General features: G+C 74.0%; 4 protein-coding genes. 1 reads left to right on the top strand and 3 read right to left on the bottom strand.

Annotated features, from left to right (window positions below):
- Positions 1–20 precede the first annotated feature (20 nt).
- Together HUT19_RS36880 and HUT19_RS36875 are read right to left on the bottom strand one after the other, a co-directional pair.
- Entirely contained in the window at positions 21–4,763 is a 4,743-nt protein-coding gene (locus HUT19_RS36880; protein WP_176184985.1) for a type I polyketide synthase, read from the bottom strand.
- Positions 4,763–10,153 (bottom strand): type I polyketide synthase, encoded by a 5,391-nt coding sequence (locus tag HUT19_RS36875; protein ID WP_176187747.1) that lies wholly within the window; start codon positions 10,151–10,153, stop codon positions 4,763–4,765. The genes HUT19_RS36880 and HUT19_RS36875 overlap by 1 nt, the downstream gene beginning before the upstream one ends.
- 870 nt (positions 10,154–11,023) lie before the next feature.
- Here HUT19_RS36875 and HUT19_RS36870 point away from each other — a divergent pair.
- Positions 11,024–13,816 carry an AAA family ATPase gene (locus tag HUT19_RS36870; protein WP_176184984.1) on the top strand — a complete coding sequence of 931 codons (2,793 nt, stop codon included), beginning with the start codon at positions 11,024–11,026 and terminating at the stop codon, positions 13,814–13,816.
- Positions 13,817–13,974: 158 nt separating this feature from the next.
- Here the strand turns inward: HUT19_RS36870 and HUT19_RS36865 are convergent, their stop codons facing one another.
- Positions 13,975–24,519 carry a type I polyketide synthase gene (locus tag HUT19_RS36865; protein ID WP_176184983.1) on the bottom strand — a complete coding sequence of 3,515 codons (10,545 nt, stop codon included), beginning with the start codon at positions 24,517–24,519 and terminating at the stop codon, positions 13,975–13,977.
- Positions 24,520–24,589: the final 70 nt, after the last annotated feature.

Genomic DNA, 24,589 nt, shown 5'->3' with positions numbered 1-24,589 from the left:
CGGTCGCGGGTGGGGTGCGGTCACGCCGAGCCGAGTTCGTTGTCGATGAACGCGAAGACGTCGTCGGCGGAGGCGTCCTCCAGACGCCCGGCGATCGACGCTTCGCCCTCGGCCAGGGTGTCGCCCAGGCCGGTGAGGATCGCCTGCACCCGTGCGGTGATCCGGCCCTGTTCGATGTCCTCGGCGGTCAGAGCGCCGAGCCGGGCGGCCACCCGGTCCAGTTCGGCCAGGACGGAGTCCACGGAGGTGTCGGCCCCGGCCAGTTCGGCGCCCAGGTGTTTGGCGAGCGCGGCGGGTGTCGCGTAGTCGAAGATGAGGGTGGCCGGGAGGGACACCCCGGCCGCGGTGCTGATGCGGTTGCGCAAATCCACCGAGGTCAGCGAGTCGAAGCCGAGGTCGCGGAAGGCGGTGGTGGGCTCGACCCCGTCGGCGCCGTCGTAGCCGAGGACGGTGGCGGCCTGACCGCACACCAGGTCCAGCAGGGCGCGATCGCGCTCCCCGGCGGTCATCGCGGCGAGCCGTTCGGCGAACCCGTCGGGTACGGAGCTGTCGCCCCCGGAGGCCGGAATGGCCCGCACCTCGGGGAGGTCGGCCAGCAGCGGGCTGGGGCGGGTGGCGGTGAAGGCGGGCGCGAACCGGGTCCAGTCGATATCGGCCACGGTGACCGTGGTCTCGCCGCTCTCCAGGGCACGGCGCAGCGCGGTCACGGCGCGGCCGGGGTCCAGGGGTGACATGCCCAGGGCCCGGCTCGCGTCGCGTACGGCGCCGTGTCCGGCCATGCCGTCGCCGGCCCAGGGGCCCCACGCCACCGAGGTGGCGGGCAGGCCCGCGGCGCGCCGGTAGTCGGCGAGGGCGTCGAGGAAGGTGTTGGCGGCGGCGTAGTTGGCCTGGCCCGCGCCGCCGACGGTGGCGGTCAGCGAGGAGAACAGCACGAACGCGGTGAGGTCCAGACCGGCGGTGAGTTCGTGCAGATGGCGGGCCGCGTCCGCCTTCGGGCCGAGCACGGTGGCGAAGCGGTCGGGGGTGAGGGCGTCGAGCACTCCGTCGTCCAGCACCCCGGCCAGGTGCAGGACGGCGGTCAGCGGGTGTTCGGCGGGAACCGACTCCAGCAGTGCGGCGACGCTGTCGCGGTCGCTGACGTCGCAGGCGGTGAGGGTGACCAGGGTGCCGGTGGCGGACAGCTCCTCGACCAGCTCGGCCGCGCCCGGTGCCGCCTCGCCGCGGCGGCTGGTGAGCAGCAGGTGTCCGGCGCCCTCGGCGGCCAGCCAGCGGGCGACGGCCGCGCCCACCGCGCCGGTGGCCCCCGTGACCAGGACGGTGCCGGTGGGGGTCCAGGGGGTGCCGGTGCGGGGTGCGGCGTGCTCCAGCCGGCGTCCGTACGTCCCCGAGGCGCGCACCGCGATCTGGTCCTCGCCGGTGGTGGCGGTGAGTGCGGCGGCGAGCCGTGCCACGACGCCCGGTGCGAGCTCGCCCGGCAGATCGACCAGACCGCCCCAGCGCTCGGGGTGTTCGAGGGCCGCCACCCGGCCGAGGCCCCAGATCCCGGCCTGTTCGTAGCCGTCGGGGCGGGCCAGCGGCTCATGGGCCACGGCGTCCCGGGTGGCGCACCACAGGGGTGCGGTGGCTCCGGTGTCGCCGAGGGCCTGGACGAGGGCGGCGGTGGCGGTGAGCGGGACGTACGGGGCCAGCAGCGACAGCACGCCGTCGACCTGGCAGCGGTCGGTGAGCAGGGCGGTGAGCGCGGCGCGGTCGTGGGTGCCGTCGGGCACGGTGAGGGTGTCGACGGTCAGCCCCCGGTCGGCCAGTCCGTTCAGCACGGTCCGGACCCAGGGGTCGTCGGCGGCCGGTTCGGACACGACGGCCAGCCAGCGGCCGGTGGCGAGGGTGTCCCCGGCGCCGGGCAGTGGACGCCAGCCGACGCGGTAACGCCAGCCGTCGACGGTGGAGTTGGCCTGCCGCTGGTCGTGCCAGGTGGCGAGGGCGGGGACGAGGGAGGCCACCGCGGCCTCGTCGTCGGTGCCGAGGGTGGCGGCGACTCCGGACACGTCGCGGTCGCGCACCAGCTGCCAGAAGGCGTCGGCGCCGTCGTCCGCGCTCCGGCCCGCGGCGGGGGTGAGCGAGGGCGCGTTCTCCCAGTGCCGGTCGCGCCGGAAGGGGTAGGTGGGCAGCGGCACCCGCCGTCCGCCCTCGAAGACCACCGGCCAGTCGGGGCCCGCTCCGCTGAGGTGCATCCGGCACACCCCGCCGATGAGCGCCCTGGCCTCCTCCTGGTCGCGGCGCTGGGTGGCGATCACATCGGGGACGGCGTCCTGGGCCATCCCGGTGAGCACCGCGTCGGGGCCGATCTCCAGGAAGCGGGTGGCGCCCTCGTCGGCCAGGGTGCGGACGCCGTCGTGGAACCGGACGGCCTCGCGGACATGGCGCACCCAGTAGTCCGGCGAGGTGAGTTCACCGGGCGCGGCGAGCCGTCCGGTCACATTGGACACCACCGGCACCGTGGGCTCGTGGAAGGTGAGGCGGTCCAGCTCCGCGCGGAACGGCTCCAGCATGGCGTCCATGCGGTGGGAGTGGAAGGCGTGCGAGACCCGCAGCCGGGTGGTCTTCTCGAACAGTCCGGCCACCGCGAGGACGGCGTCCTCGTCACCGGACACCACGACCGAGCGGGCGCCGTTGACCGCCGCGATGTCCACCCCGTCGGTGAGCAGCGGGGTGACCTCGTCCTCGGTGGCCAGCAGGGAGACCATGGCGCCGCCGTCGGGCAGTTCCTGCATCAGCCGGCCGCGCGCCTCGACCAGCGCGCAGGCGTCCTCCAGGGAGAGCACACCCGCCACATGGGCGGCGACGATCTCGCCGATGGAGTGGCCGCCCAGCAGGTCGGCCCGGACACCCCAGTGGTGGAGCAGCCGGTACAGCGCGGTTTCGAAGGCGAACAGGGCGGCCTGGGTGTAGCGGGTCCGGTGCAGCAGCTCGGAGTCGGGGTCGAACATCACCTCGCGCAGCGGACGGTCGAGCCGCCCGTCGAAGGCGGCGCACACCTCGTCCAGGGCGGCGGCGAACACCGGGAAGCCGTCGTACAGTTCGCGGCCCATCCCGGGGCGCTGGGAGCCCTGGCCGGAGAAGAGGATCGCGAGCCGGCCGGGTTCGGCGGCGGCCACGGCGGTGTCCCGGCCGTCGGCCAGCGCCCGCAGCCCGTCGAGGAGTTCGGCACGGTCGCGGCCGGTGACGGCGGCCCGGTGGGTGAACAGCGAACGGGTGGTGGCCAGGGAGTGGCCGATGTCGAAGATGTCGTGGTCCCCGGCGGCGGCCAGCAGCCGGGTGGCCTGAGCCCGTACCGCCTCGGCGCTCTTGGCCGACAGCACCCAGGGCACCACCGGGAGCCCCGGGCGCTCGGGCGCCGGGGACTCGGGGACGGCGGGGGCCTCCTCGAGGATGGTGTGCGCGTTGGTGCCGGAGATGCCGAACGAGGAGATGCCCGCGCGGCGCGGCTGACCGTGGGTCTCCCACGGCCGGGACTCGGTCAGCAGCTCCACCTCGCCCGCGGTCCAGTCGACCGCGGTGGTCGGCCGGTCCGCGTGCAGTGACTTGGGGAGCACCCCGGCCCGCATCGCCATCACCATCTTGATGACGGCGGCCACTCCGGCCGCGGCCTGCGGATGGCCCATGTTGGACTTGATGGAGCCGAGCCACATCGGCCGCCCCTCGGGCCGGTCCTGGCCGTAGGCGGCGATGACGGCCTGGGCCTCGATGGGGTCGCCGAGGGTGGTGCCGGTGCCGTGTGCCTCGATCACATCGATCTGGTGCGGGGCGAGCTGGGCGTCGGCGAGCGCCTGGCGGATCACCCGGATCTGGGCGGGGCCGCTGGGCGCGGTCATCCCGTTGGACGCGCCGTCCTGGTTGATGGCGCTGCCCCGGATCACCGCGAGCACCTCGTGGCCGTTGCGGCGGGCGTCGGACAGCCGCTCCACTAACAGCATGCCCGCGCCCTCGGCCCATGCGGCTCCGGCGGCGTCGTCGGAGAAGGAGTGGCAGCGTCCGTCGGGCGACAGCGCCCGGCGCTCGCTGAACTCGATGAACATCTCCGGGCTCGCCATCACGGCTGCGCCGCCGGCCAGCGCGAGGGTGCACTCACCGCGGCGCAGCGCCTGGCAGGCGTTGTGCAGGGCGACCAGGGAGGCTGAGCACGCGGTGTCCATGGTGACCGCGGGCCCCTCGAGACCGAGGGTGTAGGCGATCCGCCCGGAGACGATGCTGCCCGAGATGGTGCCGCCCACGTAGTCGTGGTGCATCAGACCGACGAACACACCGGTCGGCGAGCCCTTGAGGGCGAGCGGGTCGAGCCCGGCGCGTTCGAACGCCTCCCAGCTCACCTCGAGCAGCAGCCGCTGCTGGGGGTCGGTGCCGGGGGCGTCCTTGGGGCTGATGCCGAAGAACGCCGGGTCGCAGTCGGCCGCGTCGTGGAGGAAACCGCCGTGGCGTACATAGCTCTTGCCGGGTGTGCCCTGCTGGGGGTCGTAGATCTCCTCGATGTCCCAGCCCCGGTCCACGGGGAATTCGGTGACGACGTCGACGCCGTCCGCCACGATCCGCCACAGGTCCTCGGGCGAGCGGGCGCCGCCGGGGTAGCGGCAGCCCATGCCGATGATGGCGATGGGTTCCCGGCTCCGGTCCTCCAGCTCGCGCACGCGGTGGCGGGTCCGCTCGAGCTCGGTCGTCGCCCGCTTCAGATAGTCGCGAAGCCTGTCGACGGTGGCCGCTTCTTCCATCACCGGTCTCCCAGTTCGTTGTCGATCCGAGCGAAGAGTTCCTCGTCGGTGGCGGAGCCGAAGTCCGCCGGAGGTGCCGCGGCGTCCGCCCGGCCGTGGATGTCGTGCCAGGTGCGCAGGAGGGCTTCGAGCCGTGCGGCGATCCGGCCGTGTGCGCCGTCCTCGTCGGGCACGTCCGTCAGGGCGGCTTCGAGCCGGTCCACCTCGGCCAGTGCGGCGCGCGCCAGGTCAGCGGGGCCGGGGACCAGGGCGGCCTTGAGATGGGCGGCCAGCGCCACCGGCGCGGGCTGGTCGAACACCAGCGTGGCCGGGAGCGGGAGTCCGGTGGCCGCGCCGAGGAGGTTGCGCAGCTCCACGGCGGCGAGCGAGTCGAAGCCCATCTCCTGGAAGGCCCGCCCGGGATCGACCGCGTCCGCCGAGGTGTGGCCCAGCACGGTGGCCACATGGGTGCGGACCAGGTCCAGCAGGACGCGGTCGCGGTCGCTCTCGGAGAGCGGGGCCAGCCGCTCGCCCCAGGACCGGGCGCCGTCCGGCCCGGCTCCGGTGGCGGCGGCCGTACGGGAGGTGCCGCGGACGAGGCCGCGCAGCAGCGCCGGTACGCCGTCGGGCCGGGCGCGTACGGCGGCGGTGTCCAGCCGGGTCGGTACGACGACGGCGTCCGGGGCGGCCACGGCTGCGTCGAAGAGGGCCAGGCCCTGGGCGGCGGTCATCGGTGGCAGGCCGAGCCTGCGCAGCCGTTCCACATCGGAGTCGTCGACCTGGGCGGCCATCCCGCCGGTCTGGGACCACAGGCCCCAGGCCATGGACACCGCCGGAAGCCCGGCGGCACGGCGGTGCGCGGCCAGGCCGTCGAGAAAGGCGTTGGCCGCCGCGTAGTTGGCCTGGCCGCCGCCGACGAGGAGGGAGGCGGTGGAGGAGAACAGCACGAAGGCGGTGAGGCCGGTGTCCTTCGTCAGCTCGTGCAGGTTCCAGGCGGCGTCGACCTTCGGCTTCAGAACACGTTCGACCTGGGCGGCGTCGAGGGTGGTGAGGGTGGCGTTGTCGACCACACCGGCGGCGTGGATCACGGCCCGCACGGTGTGGGCATCGAGCAGTTCGGCCAGCTGCGCCCGGTCGGCGGCGTCGCAGCGGGCGATGGTGACCTCGGCGCCGAGGCCGGTCAGTTCGGCGCGGAGCCCGGTGGCGCCGGGGGCGTCCTCGCCGCGGCGGCTGGTCAGCAGCAGGCTGCGCGCGCCGTGGTCGGTGACCAGATGACGGGCGATCAGTCCGCCGAGGCCGCCGGTGCCGCCGGTGATCAGCACGGTGCCACCGGGGTCCCAGCCGGGTGGGGTGCCGGGCTCCGCCCGTGCCAGCCGTGGCACCCGCACCTCGCCCTCACGCACGGACACTTCGGGTTCGCCGCAGGCCAGTGCCGCCGCGAGCCCGGCGGTGCCGTCGCTGTCCACGAGCAGGAAGCGGCCGGGGTTCTCGGCGGCGGCGGCGCGCACCAGGCCGGTGAGCGGTGCGTGGGTGAGGTCGTCGGCCCGCAGCAGCACCGCGAGCCGGGAGCGGGCGAACCGTTCGTCGTCGAGCCAGGCCCGCAGATCGGCGAGGGTCGCGTCGAGCGCCGCGCGAACCGCCGCCGGCGGGTCGCCGAGCCGGTCTCCGGTGGCCACCTGCCGCAGCACCAGCTCGGGCACCTCGGTACCGCTGGTCGCGAGGGAGGTCAGGTCGGGGTGGACGGCTGCGCCGAGGCCGAGGCCGTCGGAACCCCAGACGGCGCACGAGGCGGGGGCACCGGACACGGCGGGGCCGGGCAGGGGCACCCGGTCCAGGCGGAACAGCGACTCCGCGGCGTCGCCGGTGAGTTGTTCGGCCGACACGGGCCGTGCCACCAGCGCCGCCACCGAGGCGACCGGTGCGCCGCTGCCGTCGCTGACGGTCAGGGACACCGTGTCGGGGCCGGCGGGGGCCAGGCGCAGCCGGAGGGTGGTGGCGCCGGTGGCATGGAGGGTGACACCGCCCCAGCTGAAGGGGAGCACCGCGGGTCCGCCGCCCAGGTCGAGCAGGTTGATGTGCAGGGCGGCGTCAAGGAGGGCCGGGTGGATGCCGTACGCGCCCGCCGTGGCCCGTGCGCTGTCGGGGAGGGCGGCCTCGGCGAACAGTTCCTCGCCGCGGCGCCACGCCCCGCGCAGGGCCTGGAACGTCTCGCCGTAGCCGTAGCCGGACCGCGCCAGTCTGGGGTACAGCTCGTGCAGATCCAGCGGTTCGGCGTCCGCGGGCGGCCATGCCTCGGGGGCGGCGGCCGGGGTGCCCGCCCCCGTGGCGGTCAGGGTGCCGGTCGCGTTGCGGGTCCACGGGGCGTCGGGGGTGTCGGCGGGCCGGGACCACACGGTCAGCGGACGCCGTCCGTCCTCGTCGCCGCCGACCGCCACCTGTACGGCCATCGCGCCCTGTTCGGGCAGGATCAGGGGGGCGTGGAGGGTGAGTTCCGACACCTCCGGGCAGCCGGCCCGGTCGGCGGCCTGGACCGCCAGTTCGACGAAGGCGGTGCCGGGCAGCAGGACCGTGCCGTGCACCTGGTGGTCGGCGAGCCACGGCTGCGCGGAGCGGGAGAGCCTGCCGGTCAGCAGCAGACCGCCGGTCTCCGGCAGTTCGGCCACCGCGCCCAGCAGCGGATGTCCGGCGGAGCTCTGGCCGATCCCGTCGGCGTCGCCGCTGTTGCCGGTGGCCTCCAGCCACAGCCTGCCGCGCTGGAAGGGGTAGGTGGGCAGATCGACGCGTTCGGCGCCGTGGGGCGCGAAGAACGCGGCCCAGTCGACGGTGACACCGGCGGTGTGCAGACGGCCGAGGCCGTCGAGGAAGGTGCGCTCCTCGTCGCCCTCGCGCCGCATGGTGGCGGCCGTGGCGCGCTCGCCCGGCAGGCACTCCTGGGCCATGGCGGTCAGCACCGCGTCCGGGCCCACCTCCACGAAGGTGCGTACGCCCAGTTCGTCGAGTGCGCCGATGGCGGACGCGAACCGCACCGGACGGCGGACGTGGTCCACCCAGTAGTCGGCCGAGCCGATCTCCTCGGCCCCGGCCGTAGCGCCGGTGAGCGTCGAGACAATGGGGATCTCCGGGGCGCGGTAGGTGAGCGCCTTGGCGGCCTCGGCGAACTCCGGGAGCATCGGGTCCATCAGGGGCGAGTGGAAGGCGTGCGAGACCGTGAGGTGCGTGGCCTTCTCGACGTGGGCGGCGACGGCGGCGACCTCGGCCGCGTCCCCGGAGACCACCACCGACCGGGGGCCGTTGACGGCGGCGATGCCGACCCGGTCGGTGAGGAGCGGGAGCACCTCCTCCTCGGTGGCGCGCAGCGCGGTCATCGCGCCGCCGGGCGGAAGCCGCCGCATGAGCCCGCCGCGGGCCAGCACCAGGGTGACCGCGTCCTCCAGGGAGAGCACGCCCGAGACATGAGCGGCGGCCAGCTCGCCGACCGAGTGGCCCACGAGCACGTCGGGGCGTACGCCCAGCGACTCCAGCAGCCGGAACAGCGCCACTTCGACGGCGAAGATCGCGGCCTGGGCGTAGTCGGTGCGGGTCAGCAGGGCGGCGTCGGAGGCGATCACCTCGGCCAGCGGGCGTTCCAGCCGGGGGTCCATCAGGGCGGCGACGGCGTCGAAGGACGCGGCGAACACCGGGTGGCGGCGGTGCAGTTCACGGCCCATGCCCAGGCGCTGGCTGCCCTGGCCGGTGAAGAGGAAGGCCACTTTGCCGCCGACCGGTGTGCTGCCGGGGTGGGCGGCGAGCCGGTCGAGCAGTTCCGCGGTGTCGCTGCCGACGGCGACCGCGCGGTGTTCCCACGAGGAGCGGGCAGTGGCCAGGGAGTGGCCGATGTCGGCCGGGCGCAGCGCGGGCCGTTCGGTGACCCAGGAGCGCAGTCGGCGGACCTGGTCGGCGAGGGCCCGCGGGGTGCGGGCGGAGACGATCCACGGGACGAGCGGGGCCGTCGTGGTCTCCTGGCCGGTGCGCGCCGGTTCGGCCGTGGGCGGAGCCTGCTCGAGAACCACGTGCGCGTTGGTGCCGCTGATACCGAAGGACGACACCGCGGCGCGGCGCGGACGGTCGGTCTCCGGCCAGGGGCGGGCCTCGGTGGCCAGTTCCACGGCCCCGCCGGTCCAGTCGACTTCGGTGGTGGGCCGGTCGATGTGGAGGGTCGGGGGCACGGTGCCGTGGCGCATGGCCATCACCATCTTGATGACCCCGGCCACTCCGGCGGCCGCCTGGGTGTGGCCGAGGTTGGACTTCACCGAGCCCAGCCACAGCGGCCGGTCCGCGGGGCGTTCCTGGCCGTAGGTGGCGAGCAGGGCCTGTGCCTCGATGGGGTCGCCGAGCGAGGTGCCGGTGCCATGGGCCTCGACGACGTCCACCTCGGCGGGGCCGATTCCGGCGCAGGCCAGCGCCTGCCGGATCACCCGCTGCTGGGACGGCCCGTTGGGCGCCGTGAGCCTGCTGCTGGCGCCGTCGGAGTTGATGGCGCTGCCCTTGATGACACCGAGGATCCGGCGGCCGTTGCGCTGGGCGTCGGACAGCCGCTCGACGAGCAGCATGCCGACCCCCTCGCCCCAGCCGGTGCCGTCGGCGGAGGCGGCGAACGCCTTGCAGCGGCCGTCGGGGGACAGTCCGCGCTGCCGGCTGAAGTCGATGAAGGTCTCGGGGGTGGACATCACGGTCACCCCGCCGGCCAGGGCGAGCGCGCATTCACCGGACTGGAGCGCCCGGACCGCCCAGTGCAGGGCGACCAGGGAGGAGGAGCAGGCCGTGTCGACGGTGACGGCCGGCCCCTCGAGGCCGAAGGTGTAGGCGACCCGGCCGGAGGCGATACTCGCGGCGCTGCCGTTGGCGAGATAACCGTCGAGGTCGTCGGGAACCGAACTCAGCCGGGTGGCGTAGTCGTTGTACATCACTCCGGCGAACACCCCGGTGCGGCTGCCGCGCAGTGCCGAGGGCAGCACACCGGCGTCCTCGAAGGCGTCGTGCGAGGTCTCCAGCAGCAGCCGCTGCTGCGGGTCCATCGCCAGCGCCTCGCGCGGGCTGATGCCGAAGAAGTCGTGGTCGAAGTCGGCGGCGTCGTGCAGGAATCCGCCGGTGCGGGCGTAGGTCCGGCCGGGTCGTGCGGGGTCGGGGTCGTAGAGGGAATCGATGTCCCAGCCCCGGTCGGCGGGGAAGTCCGACACCGCGTCGGTGCCGGCGGCCACCAGGTCCCACAGATCGCCGGGGGTGCGCACACCGCCGGGATAGCGGCACCCGATACCCACGATGGCGACGGGCTCGTTGGCACGCTGTTCGTATGCGCGCAGCCGTCGCCGCGCCTCACGGAGATCCGCGGTCGTTCGCCTGAGGTAGTCGAGCAGTTGGTCCTCGTTGTTCACCAGCGCAGCCATCCGATCGAAATCGAAACCAGCTTCTCGGGCACGGCGGCCGCCCGGTTTGTCGGTCCGCGCTCCCCCTGCCAGTCGGAGGCTAAGGAGCGCCGGAAGGACCAACCAACCCCTACCGCCCCCAGCGGGACCCCGGATGCCCGAACGGTCACCCGACGGGGGTTACGGTGCCCGAAGAGCGCCTGAGGGTGACCGATCGGCTTGGTACGTACCGGCAATTGGCGGATGTCCGCGAGTAATACGCGATGCTGTTTCGAGCAGCTCGGAGATGCAACTGACGGACATAAAGTGATAGTTGACAACGTTAGTGAAGACCGATAACCTTCGGCTCACTTGGAGGCAGAATCTAATTTCGGCTCAATTGCGGTCGCGAGGAACCATGAAATCCTCAACAACGGCAGGTAATTGGCCAGCCGTTTATGAGCGTCACCCCGACCGGCCCTCAGACGTTCAGAGGCCGACGACTGGCTGTTCAACCGATCGGTTCACGCCATTCAGACGCACCGATCAGTGTTTCTTCGGCCAGTGGATCACGGTGACGACACGGCGGCAAATGCACGGCGCGCCACCGTCCTTGAGTTAAAGTCTAACCAACCTGAGGGGGGACCAGGGCGTGCGATCAATCCAGAGCAGTGCGGACCGGACGAAGCACCGTGCGGGCGGCTCTCCCGGCCCCCCTCCCCGGCGTCGGCGAAGCTGACGCACTTCATGGCCAACTTCCGACGCCCGGCGCCATGACCACCTGTTTCCGCACAGGGTCCAGGCGGCGCCATGCCGCCCCCACGACCAGCGACGTTGCCCTCGGGCCCGATGTGGGAGGTGCGCCGCCTCAAGGGCGAAGGCCGACTTTAGGGGATCACCATGCGCCTGTTCGACCGCACCACTGAACTGGAAATCCTGAGCGAAGCGTTCGCCGCCTGCACAGGCGGATCCGGCCAACTCGTCATTGTCACAGGAGGCCCTGGTTCCGGTAAGACGGAACTTGTTTACGAGTTTTTAACCAGGGCGGGCGAGACGGGCGCCCTCGTCCTGACGGCCACCGCCTCCCGCATGGAGCGGGCGCGGCCGATGAGCGTGTTCAGTCAATTGCTGCACAGCGGCGACGTGTCATGCGACGCACGCGACCTCATCCCTCCTCCAGATGCCCAGGGCGGCACGAAATCGCGTACGGAGCACGGCCCGAGTGGCGTCGACCACATTTCTCATCAGGTCACGACTTCGCTTCTGGAACTCTCCCAGGGCCGCCCTGTGGTGATCGCGATCGACGACGCGCACCTCATGGACAACGATTCGCTGCATACCACGCTCGATCTCCTGAGGAGAATGCGTACCAGAAAAATACTAGTGATATGCGTAAGCTGGGGCCTGGACAGATTGACGGGTTCTCATGTCCACGCGGACCTCATCCGGCGCCCGCATCGGCGGATCAGGTTGACTCCGCTGTCCGAAACGGGCGTCGCGGCGATGCTGATCGCGCAGGCGGGCCGGCGACTGCCCCGTCAGGTCAGTGACGCCTACCACCGCGCCACCGCCGGGAATCCGATGCTGGTGCACGCGCTGCTGGACGACAGCGCCCGGTTCGGGGCGCTGGCCGCGGAGCCCGTCGCCAGCACCGCCTACCGACAGGCCGTACTCGCCTGTCTGCACCGCGGCGAGCGACGCCACGCCCGGATCGCCCGCGCCGTGGCCGCGCTCGACGAGTACGCCACCCCCCGCACCACCTCGCTGCTGGCCGGGGCCGGCCCGGGTCCGGTGCAGGAGGTGGTGGACATCCTCAACTCCACCGGACTGCTGGACGGTTACCGCTTCCGGCACCCGGCCGGCGCCGCCGCGGTGCTGCAGGACCTGGCTCCGGCCGAGCGGTCACGGCTGCACGGCGAGGTGGCACGTCAGCTGTACCTGGACGGTGTGCCCGCGCCCGAGGTGGCCCGGCATCTGGTGACCGCCGACCGGATCCCCGACGACTGGGGGTCCGCGGTACTGCGCGCCGCGGCCGAACAGGCCCTGGCCGACGACGATGTCAAGCAGTGCACCACCTATCTGCGGCTGCTGTTGCAGGATGCCGAGGACGGGGCCGAGCGGCACGCGCTGCTGGCGGCCCTGGGCCGCGCGGAGTGGCGGGTGAACCCGGCGGCCGCCGGTACCCATCTGGCACCGCTGCGTCAGCCCGCGCTGGACGGCACGCTGGACGCCCGCGACACGGCCACCGTGGCGCGGCACATGCTGTGGCAGGGCGACATCGAGTCCGCCGCCACCGCCGTCAGCCGGCTCGGCCCCTCGCTCCCCCGGTCCCAAGGACACTCCATCGCCGAGGTGGAGTTCATCCGGCAGTGGTTCTACGGGGTGCCGCGGGTCGGCAGGCGCGGTGAACCGTCCGCCCTGGCCTCGCTGGAGCCCGGTGCGGTGGACGGCACCCACGGCCTGGGGCCGAAGGTGGCCCAGCTGATCAGCGGCAGCGCCACCGACGAGTCGGTGGCCAACGTGGCCGAGGCGTTGCAGGGCCACCGGCTCGACCATCTCAAACCCGAGCTGGTGGCGATGTCCCTGCTGGCCATCGCCCACACCGACCGTACCCAGACCGCCGCGCGCGTGTGCGACGCGGTGCTGAAGTGCACCGTGGAGCGCAAGGCCACCACCTGGCAGGCGCTGATCGGCAGTGTTCGGGCGGAGATCGCCCTGCTCCAGGGCGATGTGGCCACCGCCGAGCTGAAGGCCACCCAGGCCCTGGACATGCTGCACGCCCAGGGCTGGGGGGTGCTGATCGGACTGCCCCTGTCCACGGCCGTCTTCGCCCGCACCAGTATGGGCAAGCACGACGCCGCCGCGCATCTGCTCAAACGCGAGGTCCCGGAGGCGATGTTCGGAACCATCTTCGGCATTCAGTACCTGCGCGCCCGGGGCCATCACTACCTGGCCACCGACCGGGCCTTCGCCGCGCTCAACGACTTCGAGAGCTGCGGCCGTCTGATGCGGGACGGCAATCCGCACCTCCAGAAGGGCATCCCGTGGTGCGCCGATCTGGCCCAGGCCAATCTGCGGATCGGCAAGGTGCGCACCGCCCGGGAGTGGGTGGAGAAGCAGATCAGACTCCCCGGCGGGCACAGTTCCCGGTCACGGGCGATGGCGCTGCGGGTGCTGGCCGGTGCCAGCCAGCCGCATCAGCGCACCTCGCTGCTGAGAGAGTCGATCGACCTGCTGAAGGCGTGCGGCGACCGGCTGGAACTGGCCCTGGCGTACGCGGATCTGTCCGCCGCCCACTACGAGCTGGGCGAGTACGACCGCGCGCGGCTGGTGGCCCGTCAGGCCGCCCAGGAGGCCGAGTGGTGCCAGATCGCCTCTCCGGTCGACAACCGGCTGGTGGCCTCCGCGCCGGCCGAGAAGCCGGAGGGCGAGGAGATCGCCGCCCCGGTCCTCAGTGACGCCGAGTGCCGGGTCGCCGGGCTCGCCGCGCTGGGCTACACCAACCGGGAGATCAGCAGCCGGATCCATGTCACCATCAGCACCGTCGAGCAGCATCTGACCCGGGTCTACCGGAAGTTGAACGTGGCCAGCCGGGCCGAGCTGCCGTCGAAGGTGCTGGAGCACCAGATCCCTACGATGTCGGAGCACCCGTTCCGCGCCCGCTCCTCGGCGGTGGAGGGCCGGTTGGCCTGACGGCCGTAGCCGGTTGGGCCTGACGGCCGTACCCGCCCACCGCTTCCACCGCGTTCCGACCTCGCGGCCCGCCGGACCGATCCGGCGGGCCGCTCTTCTCATGCGCTCGTCACAGGTGGCGGGGGGCGTCCCGGCGGGCCGGGACGCCCCGCCGGCGCTCAGTTGAAGCTGCCGAGCTCGTCGTCGAGGATGCCGAACAGCTCGTCGGCCGTGGCCGATTCCAGACCGGGCCCGTCCTCGACCTCATCGGTGTCCCCGCCGGTGTCCCACTCCCCCGTGCCGGTCCACTTCGCGGTGAGAGCCCGCAGCCGCATGGCCACCCGGGCCCGGGTCTCCTCGTCCACCGTCGCGGTGTCGAGCACCGCCTCCATGCGGATCACCTCGGCCTCGGCGTCCTGCCCGGCCCCGGCCCCGTCAGCGGTGTCGCCGACCAGTTCGGCGAAGAGCAGATCCGCGATGGCTCCGGGGTTGGGGTGGTCGAAGGTCAGGGTGGTCGACAGCCGCAGTCCGGTGTCCGCGCCGAGCCGGTTGCGCAGCTCCAGCGCGGCCAGCGAGTCCACGCCCAGCTCACCGAAGGGACGCTCCGGGTCCACCGCTTCGGCACCGCCGTGGCCGAGCACCCCGGCGACATGGCCGCGGACGGTCTCCACCAGCAGCAGCCGGGCATCGGCGGGCGACAGCGCGGCCAGCCGCTCGGTCAGCGCCTCGGGCCCCCGCGGTCCGCTCTCGGCGACCGCCACGGGGGCGATCCGCACGGTGCGCCGGGCGGGCGTCGGCACCAGCCCGCGGACCAGCGGCGGAGCGTCCTCGGTGGCCCGGACCCGCACCGGCAGCAGGGCGGCCGGCCGCGCGTCGAGCGCCCGGTCGAAGAGCGCCAGCGCGCGGTCCACCGGCAGCGGTTCGATACCGTCCCGGGCCAGTCGGCGCAGCTCGGACGTGCCGAGCCCGCCCGCCATGCCCGAGTCGGTGTCCCACAGCCCCCAGCCCAGGGAGAGGGCGGGCAGTCCGGAGGCCCGGCGGTGGGAGGCGAGGGCGTCGAGGAAGGCATTGGCGGCCGCGTAGTTGCCCTGCCCGGCCGCGCCCAGGGTGCCCGCCGCCGACGAGAACAGGACGAAGGCCGCCAGGTCGAGGTCCTGGGTCAGCTCGTGCAGATGCCACGCGGCGTCCGCCTTGGACCGCCAGACCGCCTCGACCCGCTCGGGGGTGAGCGCCGAGAGCAGCGCGTCGTCGAGCACTCCGGCGGCGTGCACCACCGCGGTCAGCGGATGCGCGTCCGGTATCCCGGTGAGCAGGGCGGCCAGCGCCTCGCGGTCGGACGCGTCGCAGGCGGCCACGGTGACGGTGGCTCCGAGCCCGGTCAGTTCGCCGAGGTCCCCCGGGTCACCGCCGCGGCTGCACAGCACCAGATGGCGGACCCGGTGGACGGTGACCAGATGGGCGGCGATCAGCCGGCCCAGGGTGCCGGTGCCACCGGTGATCAGGACCGTGCCCTCGGGGTCGAGCTCCGGGAACGCGCCCGCGGGGACGGCCTCGGCCAGCCGGGGTGCGTACACGTCTCCCGCCCGCAGCGCGAGCTCGGGCTCCCCGGTGGCCACCGCGGCGGTGAGCCGCTCCTCGGAGGCGGGGTCGTCGTCGAGGTCGACGAGGACCAGCCGGCCGGGGTACTCGACGGCGGCGGAACGCACCAGTCCCCAGACGGCGGCCTGGGCCGGGTCGGGCGGACCGGCCACCCCGACCGCTCCCGTGGTGACCACCACCAGCCGCCCGGTCGCGTGGCCGTCGTGGGCGAGGCGCTTGTGGAGCGTGGCGAGGACGTCGAGCGTGGTGGCGAGCCCGGCGGCGGACGCTGTGTCCTCGGCGCGCGGGGTGAAACGCACCACCTCCGGGGCCGGCTGGGCGCGATCAACGCCTTCGGACAGCGTCACCGGCTCCCAGCGCACCTCGTACAGATCGCCGGTGTCCGGGGCCGCCGCGGCCAGCTGCTCGGCGGTGACCTGGCGGATACGGAGCGAGGACACCTCGGCGACCGGGGCGCCCGCACCGTCGAACAGCCGCAGGGTCATCCGCTCGGGGCCGTCGGGGGTGAGCCGCAGCCGTACGGCGGAGGCGCCCGCCGCGTACAGCGAGACCCCTTCCCAGGCGAACGGAAGTGTCATCACGGTCGGGTCCTGGCCGTCCAGCAGGTCGATGGCGTGCAGGGCGGAGTCCAGCAGCGCCGGGTGGAGTCCGAAACCGCCGGTGGCGGCGGACTCTGGCAGCGCCAGCTCCGCGCAGACCTCCTCGCCGACCCGCCACGCGGTGCGCAGGCAGCGGAAGAGCGGGCCGTAGCCGTAGCCCTGTGCGGCGAGGTGGTCGTAGGTGCCGCTGAGGTCGACGGGCCGGGCACCGGCCGGGGGCCATGCCTCCAGGGCGGCGGGCTCGGGCGCGTCGGACGGTGCGAGCACACCGGTGGCGTGCCGGGTCCAGGCGGGTGTGCCGACCTCGGGGCGGGCGTGGACGGTGAGCCGCCGCTGCCCGGAGTCATCCGGGGCGCCCGCCACCACCTGGAGCAGCACCGCACCCCGCTCGGGCAGGACCAGCGGGCGTTCGATGGTCAGTTCGTCGATACGCGGGCAGCCGACCCGGTCGCCCGCCTGGACGGCCAGCTCGACGAAGGCGCTGCCGGGCAGCAGTACCACCCCGGCGACGGCATGGCCGGCCAGCCAGGGGTGGGTGCTCAGGGACAGCCGTCCGGTGAGGGCGAGGGTGTCGCTGTCCGCGAGGCCGAGGGCCGCGCCGAGCAGCGGGTGTCCGGCCGGTGTCTGGCCGAGTCCGCCCGCGTCGGCCGGGCCCGACGGGCCGTCGTCCAGCCACAGGCGCCGCCGCTGGAAGGCGTAGGTGGGCAGCGGGACACGGCGGACACCGGTTCCGGCCCAGGCCCGCCGCCAGTCGACCGGAACACCGCGGACCTGGAGGGTGGCCAGCGCGGTGGCGAGGGCGACCTGCTCGTCCCGGTCGCGGCGCAGCGCGGGGACGAGGACGGAGCGCTCGGCGTCGGCGAGGCAGTGGGTGCCCATGGTGGCGAGCACGGCGTCGGGGCCCAGTTCGAGGAAGGTGCGTACGCCCTCGTCCTCCAGGGTCCGGATGCCGTCGGCGAACCGTACGGCCTCCCGGACGTGGCGCACCCAGTACGCGGGGGAGGTCAGCTCGTCCGGGTCGGCCGGCCGGCCGGTGAGGTTGGACACGATCGGAATGGCGGGCGGGGCGAACCGCAGCTCCCGCGCCACCGCCTCGAACTCCTCCAGCATCGGGTCCATCAGCGGTGAGTGGAAGGCGTGGCTGACCTTCAGCCGCTTGGTCCTGCGGCCCTCGAAGGCGGCCTCGACGGCGGCCACCGCGGCCTCGGTGCCGGACACCACCACGGCGGTGGGGCCGTTGACTGCGGCGATGCCCACCTCCGGGCCCAGCCGCGGGATCACCTCCTCCTCAGTGGCGTCGATCGCGAGCATGGCGCCACCGGCGGGCAGGCCCTGCATCAGCCGGCCGCGGGCGGCCACCAGCCGGGCGGCGTCGTCCAGGGTGAGGACGCCCGCGACATGCGCGGCGGTCAGCTCGCCGATGGAGTGTCCGGCGAGGTGGTCCGGCCGGACGCCCCACGACTCCAGGAGCCGGAACAGCGCCGTCCCGACGGCGAACAGGGCGCACTGGGTGTACTGCGTACGGTCCAGCAGCGCGGCCTCGGGGGCGTCCGGTCCGGCGAACATCACCTCGCGCAGCGGCCGGTCCAGATGGGCGTCGAGCCGGTCGCAGACCTCGTCCAGCGCCTGCCGGTACACCGGGAAGGCGGTGGCCAGCTCCTGTCCCGCACCGGGGCGCTGGGCGCCCTGCCCGGTGAAGAGGAACGCGAGCCGTCCGGCGCCCTGTTTGCCGCGGACGACGGTGTCGGCGGTGGCACCGGTGGCCAGCGCGGTGAGCCCGGCGGCCAGTTCATCGCGGTCGCGGGCGATCACGGCGCCGCCGTGGGTGAGGGCGGCGCGGCCGGTGGCGAGGGAGTGGGCGAGATCGGGGACGGAGATGTCCTCGAGGGTGCGCAGCCGGTCGGCCTGGGCGGCCAGGGCCTCGGGGGTGGCGCCGGACACCAGGACGGGCAGCAGGGGCGGGGAAGTCCGCGGCGGGGTGGTGTCCTCCGGCTCGTCGGCGGGGGCCTGTTCGAGGATGGCGTGGGCGTTGGTGCCACTGATACCGAAGGAGGACACCGCGGCGCGGCGCGGACGGCCGGTCTCGGGCCACGCCCGCTCCTCGGTCAGCAGCCGCACCTCCCCCGCCGTCCAGTCCACCTGTCGGGACGGCTCGTCGACATGGAGCGTCCGCGGCAACGTGGCGTGGCGCATCGCCATCACCATCTTGATGACGCCCGCGACACCGGCGGCGGCCTGGGTGTGGCCGATATTGGACTTCACCGAGCCCAGCCACAGCGGCCGTTCGGGGTCGCGGCCCTGGCCGTACGTGGCCAGCAGCGCCTGCGCCTCGATCGGATCGCCGAGCGTGGTGCCGGTGCCGTGTGCCTCCACCGCGTCGACATCGGCCGTGGTCAGCCGCGCACCGGCCAGCGCGGCACGGATCACCCGCTGCTGCGACGGGCCGTTGGGCGCGGTCAGCCCGTTGGACGCGCCGTCCTGGTTGACGGCCGAGCCACGGATCACGGCCAGCACCTCATGACCGTGGCGGCGCGCGTCCGACAGCCGCTCCAGCAGCAGGATGCCCACGCCCTCGGAGAGCGCGGTGCCGTCGGCGCCGTCCGCGAAGGACTTGGCCCGGCCGTCCGCGGCGAGGTTGCGCTGCCTGCTGAAGTCCACGAACGTGTCACTGGTGGACATCACGGAGGCGCCGCCCGCCAGGGCGAGTTCGCACTCCCCCTGCCGCAGCGCCTGGGCCGCCAGATGCAGCGCCACCAGCGAGGAGGAGCAGGCGGTGTCGACGGTGAGGGTCGGCCCCTCCAGGCCCAGGGTGTAGGCCACCCGGCCGGAGGCGACGCTGCCGAGGCTGCCGTTGCCCAGGTAGTCGCGTACCGCCTCGGGCGCATTGCGGAGCCTGCTGCCGTAGTCGTGGTACATGATGCCGGTGAACACGCCGGTGCGGCTGCCGCGCACCGATCGGGGGTCGATTCCGGCGCGCTCCAGCGCCTCCCAGGACGTTTCCAGCAGCAGCCGCTGCTGGGGGTCCATCGCCAGTGCCTCGCGCGGGGAGATACCGAAGAAGTCGCCGTCGAAGTCGGCGGCGTCGTAGAGGAATCCGCCCTCGCGGGTGGAGCACCGGCCAGGTTTTCCCGGCTCGGGGTCGTAGAGGTCCTCGTCCCAGCCGCGGTCGGTGGGGAAGGGTGCGATGGCATCACCGCCGTCGGCCAGCAGCCGCCACAGCTCCTCGGGGGTGCTGACCCCGCCGGGGTAGCGGCAGCTCATCCCGACGATGGCGACCGGCTCGTCGTGCGCCGCGGTGGCGGCGGCCGGTGCGGTGGCCGTCGCCTCCGCGTCGGGGCCGAGGAGTTCGGTCCTGAGGTGACCGACGAGGGCGTGGGCGTCGGGGTAGTCGAAGACGAGGGTGGCCGGGAGCCGGAGGCCGACGGCGGTGCCGAGCCGGTTGCGCAGCTCGACGGCGGTGAGCGAGTCGAAGCCCGCCTCGCGGAAGGCGCGGCGCGGGTCGAGGACCATGTCCGGGCCGTGGCCGAGGACGGCTGCCACATGGGTGCGGACGAGCTCGAGGAGGACGGCGTCGCGTTCGGCCGGGGCCAGCCCGGCCAGCCGGTCCGTGAGCGCGCCGGGCTCCGCGCGGCCCGCGGCCGTCCGCCGGGCCGGTGCGGGCACCAGGCCGCGCAGCGGGGGCGGCAGGACGGCGGCCCGGCGCAGCGCGGGCAGATCGAGGCCGATCGGGAGCAGAAACGCCTCCTCGGTGGCCAGCGCGGTGTCGAACAGTGCGAGGCCGTCCTCGGTGGCCAGCGGACGGACCCCGGAGCGGGCCATGCGCTCGACGTCGGCGTCGGTCAGATGGGCGGTCAGGCCGGTGCGCCGCTCCCAGAATCCCCAGGCGAGGGAGACGGCGGGCAGACCGCGGGCGCGCCGGTGGTGGGCCAGCCCGTCGAGGAAGGCGTTGGCCGCGGCGTAGCCGGACTGTCCGGCGCCGTCGACGGTGCCCGCGGCGGAGGAGAAGAGCACGAAGGCGGAGAGGCCGAGCTCCTCGGTGAGGCGGTGCAACTGCCAGGCCGCGTCCACCTTGGGACGCAGCACCGCGTCGAGCCGGTCCGGGGTGAGATCGGTGACCAGGCCGTCGTCCAGGACACCGGCCAGGTGCACCACCGCGGTCAGCGGGTGCTCGGCGGGCACATCGGCGAGCAGCGCGGCGAGTTGACCGGGGTCGGCGGCGTCGCACCGGACGACGGTGATCTCCGCGTCGAGGTCGCCGAGGTCCTCCGCCGCGGTGCCGCCACGGCCGGCGAGGATCATGTGGCGCACCCCGTGGGTGTCGACGAGGTGGCGGGCGAGGAGGCAGCCGAGCACCCCGGTGCCACCGGTGATCAGAACGGTGCCGTCAGGGTCGAAGGCGGGGGTGGCGGGGGTGGCGGGGGTGTGCCGCGCCCGTGTCATCCGGGGGACGTGGACGGTGCCGTGGCGCAGGGCGAGTTGGGGCTCACCACTGGACGCGGCGGCCGTCACCGCCTCCTCGGGGGTGGTGTCCGCGTCGACGAGCACGAACCGGTCGGGGTGTTCGGCCTGGGCGGCCCGGACCAGCCCCCACACGGCGGCGCCCGCGAGGTCGGTCACCGTGTCGTCGCCGGTCACGGCCACGGCCCCGTGGGTGAGCACCAGCAGCCGGGAGCCGTCGGTGCGGTCGCTGTCCAGCCACTGGCGCAGTGCCGCGAGCACCCGGCCGGTGGCGTCCCGGGTGCCGGTGACGGGGTCCGCGCCGGGCTCGGTGTCCGCGTCGTGGCCGGGGGTTCCGGTCAGGGGAAGGACGGTGTACGCGGGCAGCGGGCCGGAGGTGCCGAGAAGGTGCTCACCGAACACCGTGTGGTCCGCCGTGGTCCGCTCCGCCACCGGCAGCGCGGGCCACGCGAGCCGGAAGAGGTCGTCCGTGCGGGCCGTCGCCGCGGCCAGCGCGCCGGTGTCCACGGCGCGGGAGACCAGCCCTTCCACGGAGGCCACCGGGGCGCCGGTGGTGTCCGCGAGCTGGAGGGTCAGGGTGTCCTCGCCCCCGCCCGGTGCGATACGGACCCGCAGCGCGGTGGCGCCGGTGGCGGCGAGGGAGACGCCGTTCCACACGAAGGGGAGGTGGGCCGGGCCGTCGTCGGCGTCGTCGAGCGCGGCGGCGTGCAGGGCCGCGTCGAACAGGGCGGGGTGCAGACCGAACCGGCCTTCCTCCACGGGGAGTTCGACCTCGGCGAAGAGTTCGTCACCGCGCCGCCAGGCGGCGCGCAGCCCCTGGAACGCGGGGCCGTAGGTGTAGCCCTGTCCGGCGAGCCGGTCGTACGCGTCCTCCACGGCGACGGCGGTGGCGCCCGCGGGCGGCCAGGCGGCGAGGTCGAACTCCTCCCCCGCGGTGTCCGGTTCCAGCAGTCCGGAGGCGTTGCGCGCCCAGGGGGCGTCGTCGTCGCCGTCGGGCCGGGAGTGCACGGTCAGGGCGCGCCGTCCGGTCCCGTCGGGATCCGCCACATGGAGCTGGAGCCGGACCGCGCCGCGTTCGGGCAGGGTCAGGGGTGCTTCGAGGGTGAGTTCGGCGACCCGTCCGCAGCCGAGGCCGTACCCGGCGCTGATGGCCAGTTCGACGAGCGCGGTACCGGGCAGCAGCGGTGTGCCGCCGACGGCGTGGTCGGCGAGCCAGGGGGCGGTGGCGGTGGACAGCCGGCCGGTGAACAGGGTGCCGCCCCCGGCCACCGGTACGGCGGCGCCGAGCAGAGGGTGTCCGGTGGCCGACAATCCCGCGGCGGTGACATCACCGGCCGCCGGGGAGCGGCCGAGCCAGTAGCGCTCTCGCTGGAAGGCGTAGGTCGGAAGCTCGGCCCGGCGCACCGGCAGACCGTCGAAGACCGGGCGCCAGTCGACCGGCACCCCCTGGGTGAACGCCTCGGCGAGGGAGGCGAGGAAGCGGTCCGGGCCGCCGTCGTCACGGCGCAGTGAGCCGACGCCGACCACCTCGCGCCCGGCGGCGTCGGCGGTCTCCTCGATGCTGTGCAGCAGCACCGGGTGCGGGCTGCATTCGACGAACACACCGTAACCGGCGCCCAGCAGCACCCGGGTGGTGGGCTCGAAGAGCACGCTCTGCCGCAGATTGGTGTACCAGTACGTGGCGTCGAGGTCCTCGGTGTGGTGGAGCGCGCCGGTGACGGTGGAGTAGAACGGCACCTCGGCGGTGCGGCCCCGGACCCCGGCGAGCTCGGTCAGCAGCCGTTCGCGGATCGACTCGACCTGGGCGGCGTGCGAGGCGTAGTCCACGGGGAGCCGTTTGGCGCGGGCGCCGTCGGCCACCAGGGCGTCGCGCAGTTCGTCGAGGGCGTCGGCGTCACCGGAGAGGACCACGGAGGAGGCGCCGTTGACGGCGGCCAGCGAGATCCGGCCCTCGTACGGGGCGAGCCATTCGCGGGCCCGCTCCTCCGGGAGCGCCACCGACATCATGCCGCCGCGCGCCGACAGCTCCTCGGCGATGGCGAGGCTGCGCAGTGCCACCACCCGGGCGCCGTCGGCCAGGGAGAGCGCCCCGGCCACGCACGCGGCGGCGATCTCGCCCTGGGAGTGGCCGATCACGGCGGCGGGCCGCACTCCGTGCGAGCGCCACAGCTCGGCCATCGACACCATGACGGCCCAGAGCACGGGCTGGACCACGTCCACCCGGTCCAGCGGCCGGGCACCGCGGACGGTCTCCAGCAGATCCCAGTCGACGACGGGGGCGAGCGCTTCGGCGCACTCGGCCATCTTCGCGGCGAACACGGGTGAGCCGTCGAGCAGTTCGGCGGCCATGCCGGTCCACTGCGAGCCCTGTCCGGGGAAGACGAAGGCGATACGGGAGAGGTCGCCGGGGACGCCCTGGACGAGCTGGGGTACGGCGGTGCCCTCGGCGAGGGCCGTCAGCCCGGCGGTCAGGGTGTCCGGGTCGGCGCCGATGACCACGGCGCGGTGGTCGAGTGCGGCGCGGGTGGTGGCCAGGGAGTGGGCGAGGTCCGGAACGGGGGCGTCGGTGAGGTGGCCGAGGAGCTGCCGCGCCTGGGCCGCCAGACCCTGTTCGCCCTTGCCGGAGAGCACCAGCGGCAGCGGCCCGGTCCACGCGGGCTCCCGGTCACGGGGTTCGGGCTCCGGTGCGGCCTCCACGATCACATGGGCGTTGGTGCCGCTGATGCCGAACGAGGACACCGCCGCCCGGCGGGGTTCGGCGGTGCGCGGCCACTGACGTGCCTCGCTGAGCAGTTCGACGGCTCCGGAGGCCCAGTCGACCTGGGGGGTGGGTTCCTCCGCGAAGAGCGTCCGGGGCAGTCTGCCGTGGCGCATCGCCATGACCATCTTGATCACCCCGGCCACGCCCGCGGCCGCCTGGGTGTGGCCGATGTTGGACTTCACCGAGCCCAGCCACAGCGGTTCGCCGTCGGCCCGGTCCTGGCCGTAGGTGGCCAGCAGGGCCTGTGCCTCGATGGGGTCGCCGAGCGGGGTGCCGGTGCCGTGTGCTTCGACGGCGTGCACCTGGTGGGCGGCGAGCCGGGCGTTGGCGAGCGCCTGGCGGATCACCCGTTGCTGGGACGGGCCGTTGGGGGCGGTCAGTCCGTTGGAGGCGCCGTCCTGGTTGGTGGCGCTGCCCCGGACCAGGGCGAGCACCGGATGGCCGTTGCGGGTGGCGTCGGAGAGCCGCTCCAGCAGCAGCATGCCGACGCCCTCGCCCCAGCCGGTGCCGTCGGCCGACGCGGCGAACGACTTGCAGCGGCCGTCCAGGGCGAGCCCGCGCTGACGGCTGAAGTCCACGAAGGTGTCAGGGGTGGACATCACCGTGACCCCGCCGGCCAGGGCGAGCCCGCATTCGCCCTGGCGCAGCGACTGCACCGCGAGGTGCAGGGCGACCAGCGAGGACGAGCAGGCGGTGTCCACGGTGACCGCGGGGCCCTCCAGGCCCAGGGTGTAGGAGACCCGGCCGGAGGCGACACTGCCGAGGTTGCCGTTGCCGAGGTAGCCCTCGACGCCTTCGGGCACCTCGGTGAGCCAGCTCCCGTAGTCGTGGTACATGACGCCCGCGAAGATCCCGGTCCGGCTGCCGCGTACGGTGTGCGGATCGATGCCCGCCCGCTCGAACACCTCCCAGGAGGTCTCCAGCAGCAGCCGCTGCTGCGGGTCCATCGCGATGGCCTCGCGCGGCGAGATACCGAAGAACGCGGCGTCGAAGCGCGGTGCGTCGTAGAGGAACCCGCCCTCGCGCACATGGGTCTTGCCGGGGGTGTCGGGGTCCGGGTCGTAGAGGCCGTCCACGTCCCAGTCCCGGTCGGCGGGGAAGTCCCCGACGGCGTCCACCCCGTGGTCGACGAGGTTCCACAGCTGCTCGGGCGAGCTGACGCCACCGGGGTAGCGGCAGCTCATCGCCACGACGGCGATGGGCTCCTCCGCCGCCGCGGTGATCTTCGCGTGCTGGTTGCGGAGCCGTTCGTTCTCGAGCAAGGACTCGCGCAGCGCCTCGACGATCTGCTCGACGGATGTATCCACGGTCTGTGTCGCTCCCTGAGTGCGTGGCGGCGCCGATGGCTCGGCCGCCTGATTGCCGGGCGGGCCTGGT

The organism is Streptomyces sp. NA02950 (assembly GCF_013364155.1).
Taxonomy (GTDB): Bacteria; Actinomycetota; Actinomycetes; order Streptomycetales; family Streptomycetaceae; genus Streptomyces.
The sequence above is the reverse complement of the archived record's forward strand: the minus strand, read 5'-3'. Positions and strand labels throughout refer to the sequence as shown.

What these genes read in the sequence shown, in the direction of transcription:
- HUT19_RS36880 (WP_176184985.1), bottom strand. Translation starts at nt 4,763, where the DNA reads ATGGAAGAAGCGGCCACCGTCGACAGGCTTCGCGACTATCTGAAGCGG.
- HUT19_RS36870 (WP_176184984.1), top strand. Translation starts at nt 11,024, where the DNA reads ATGCGCCTGTTCGACCGCACCACTGAACTGGAAATCCTGAGCGAAGCG.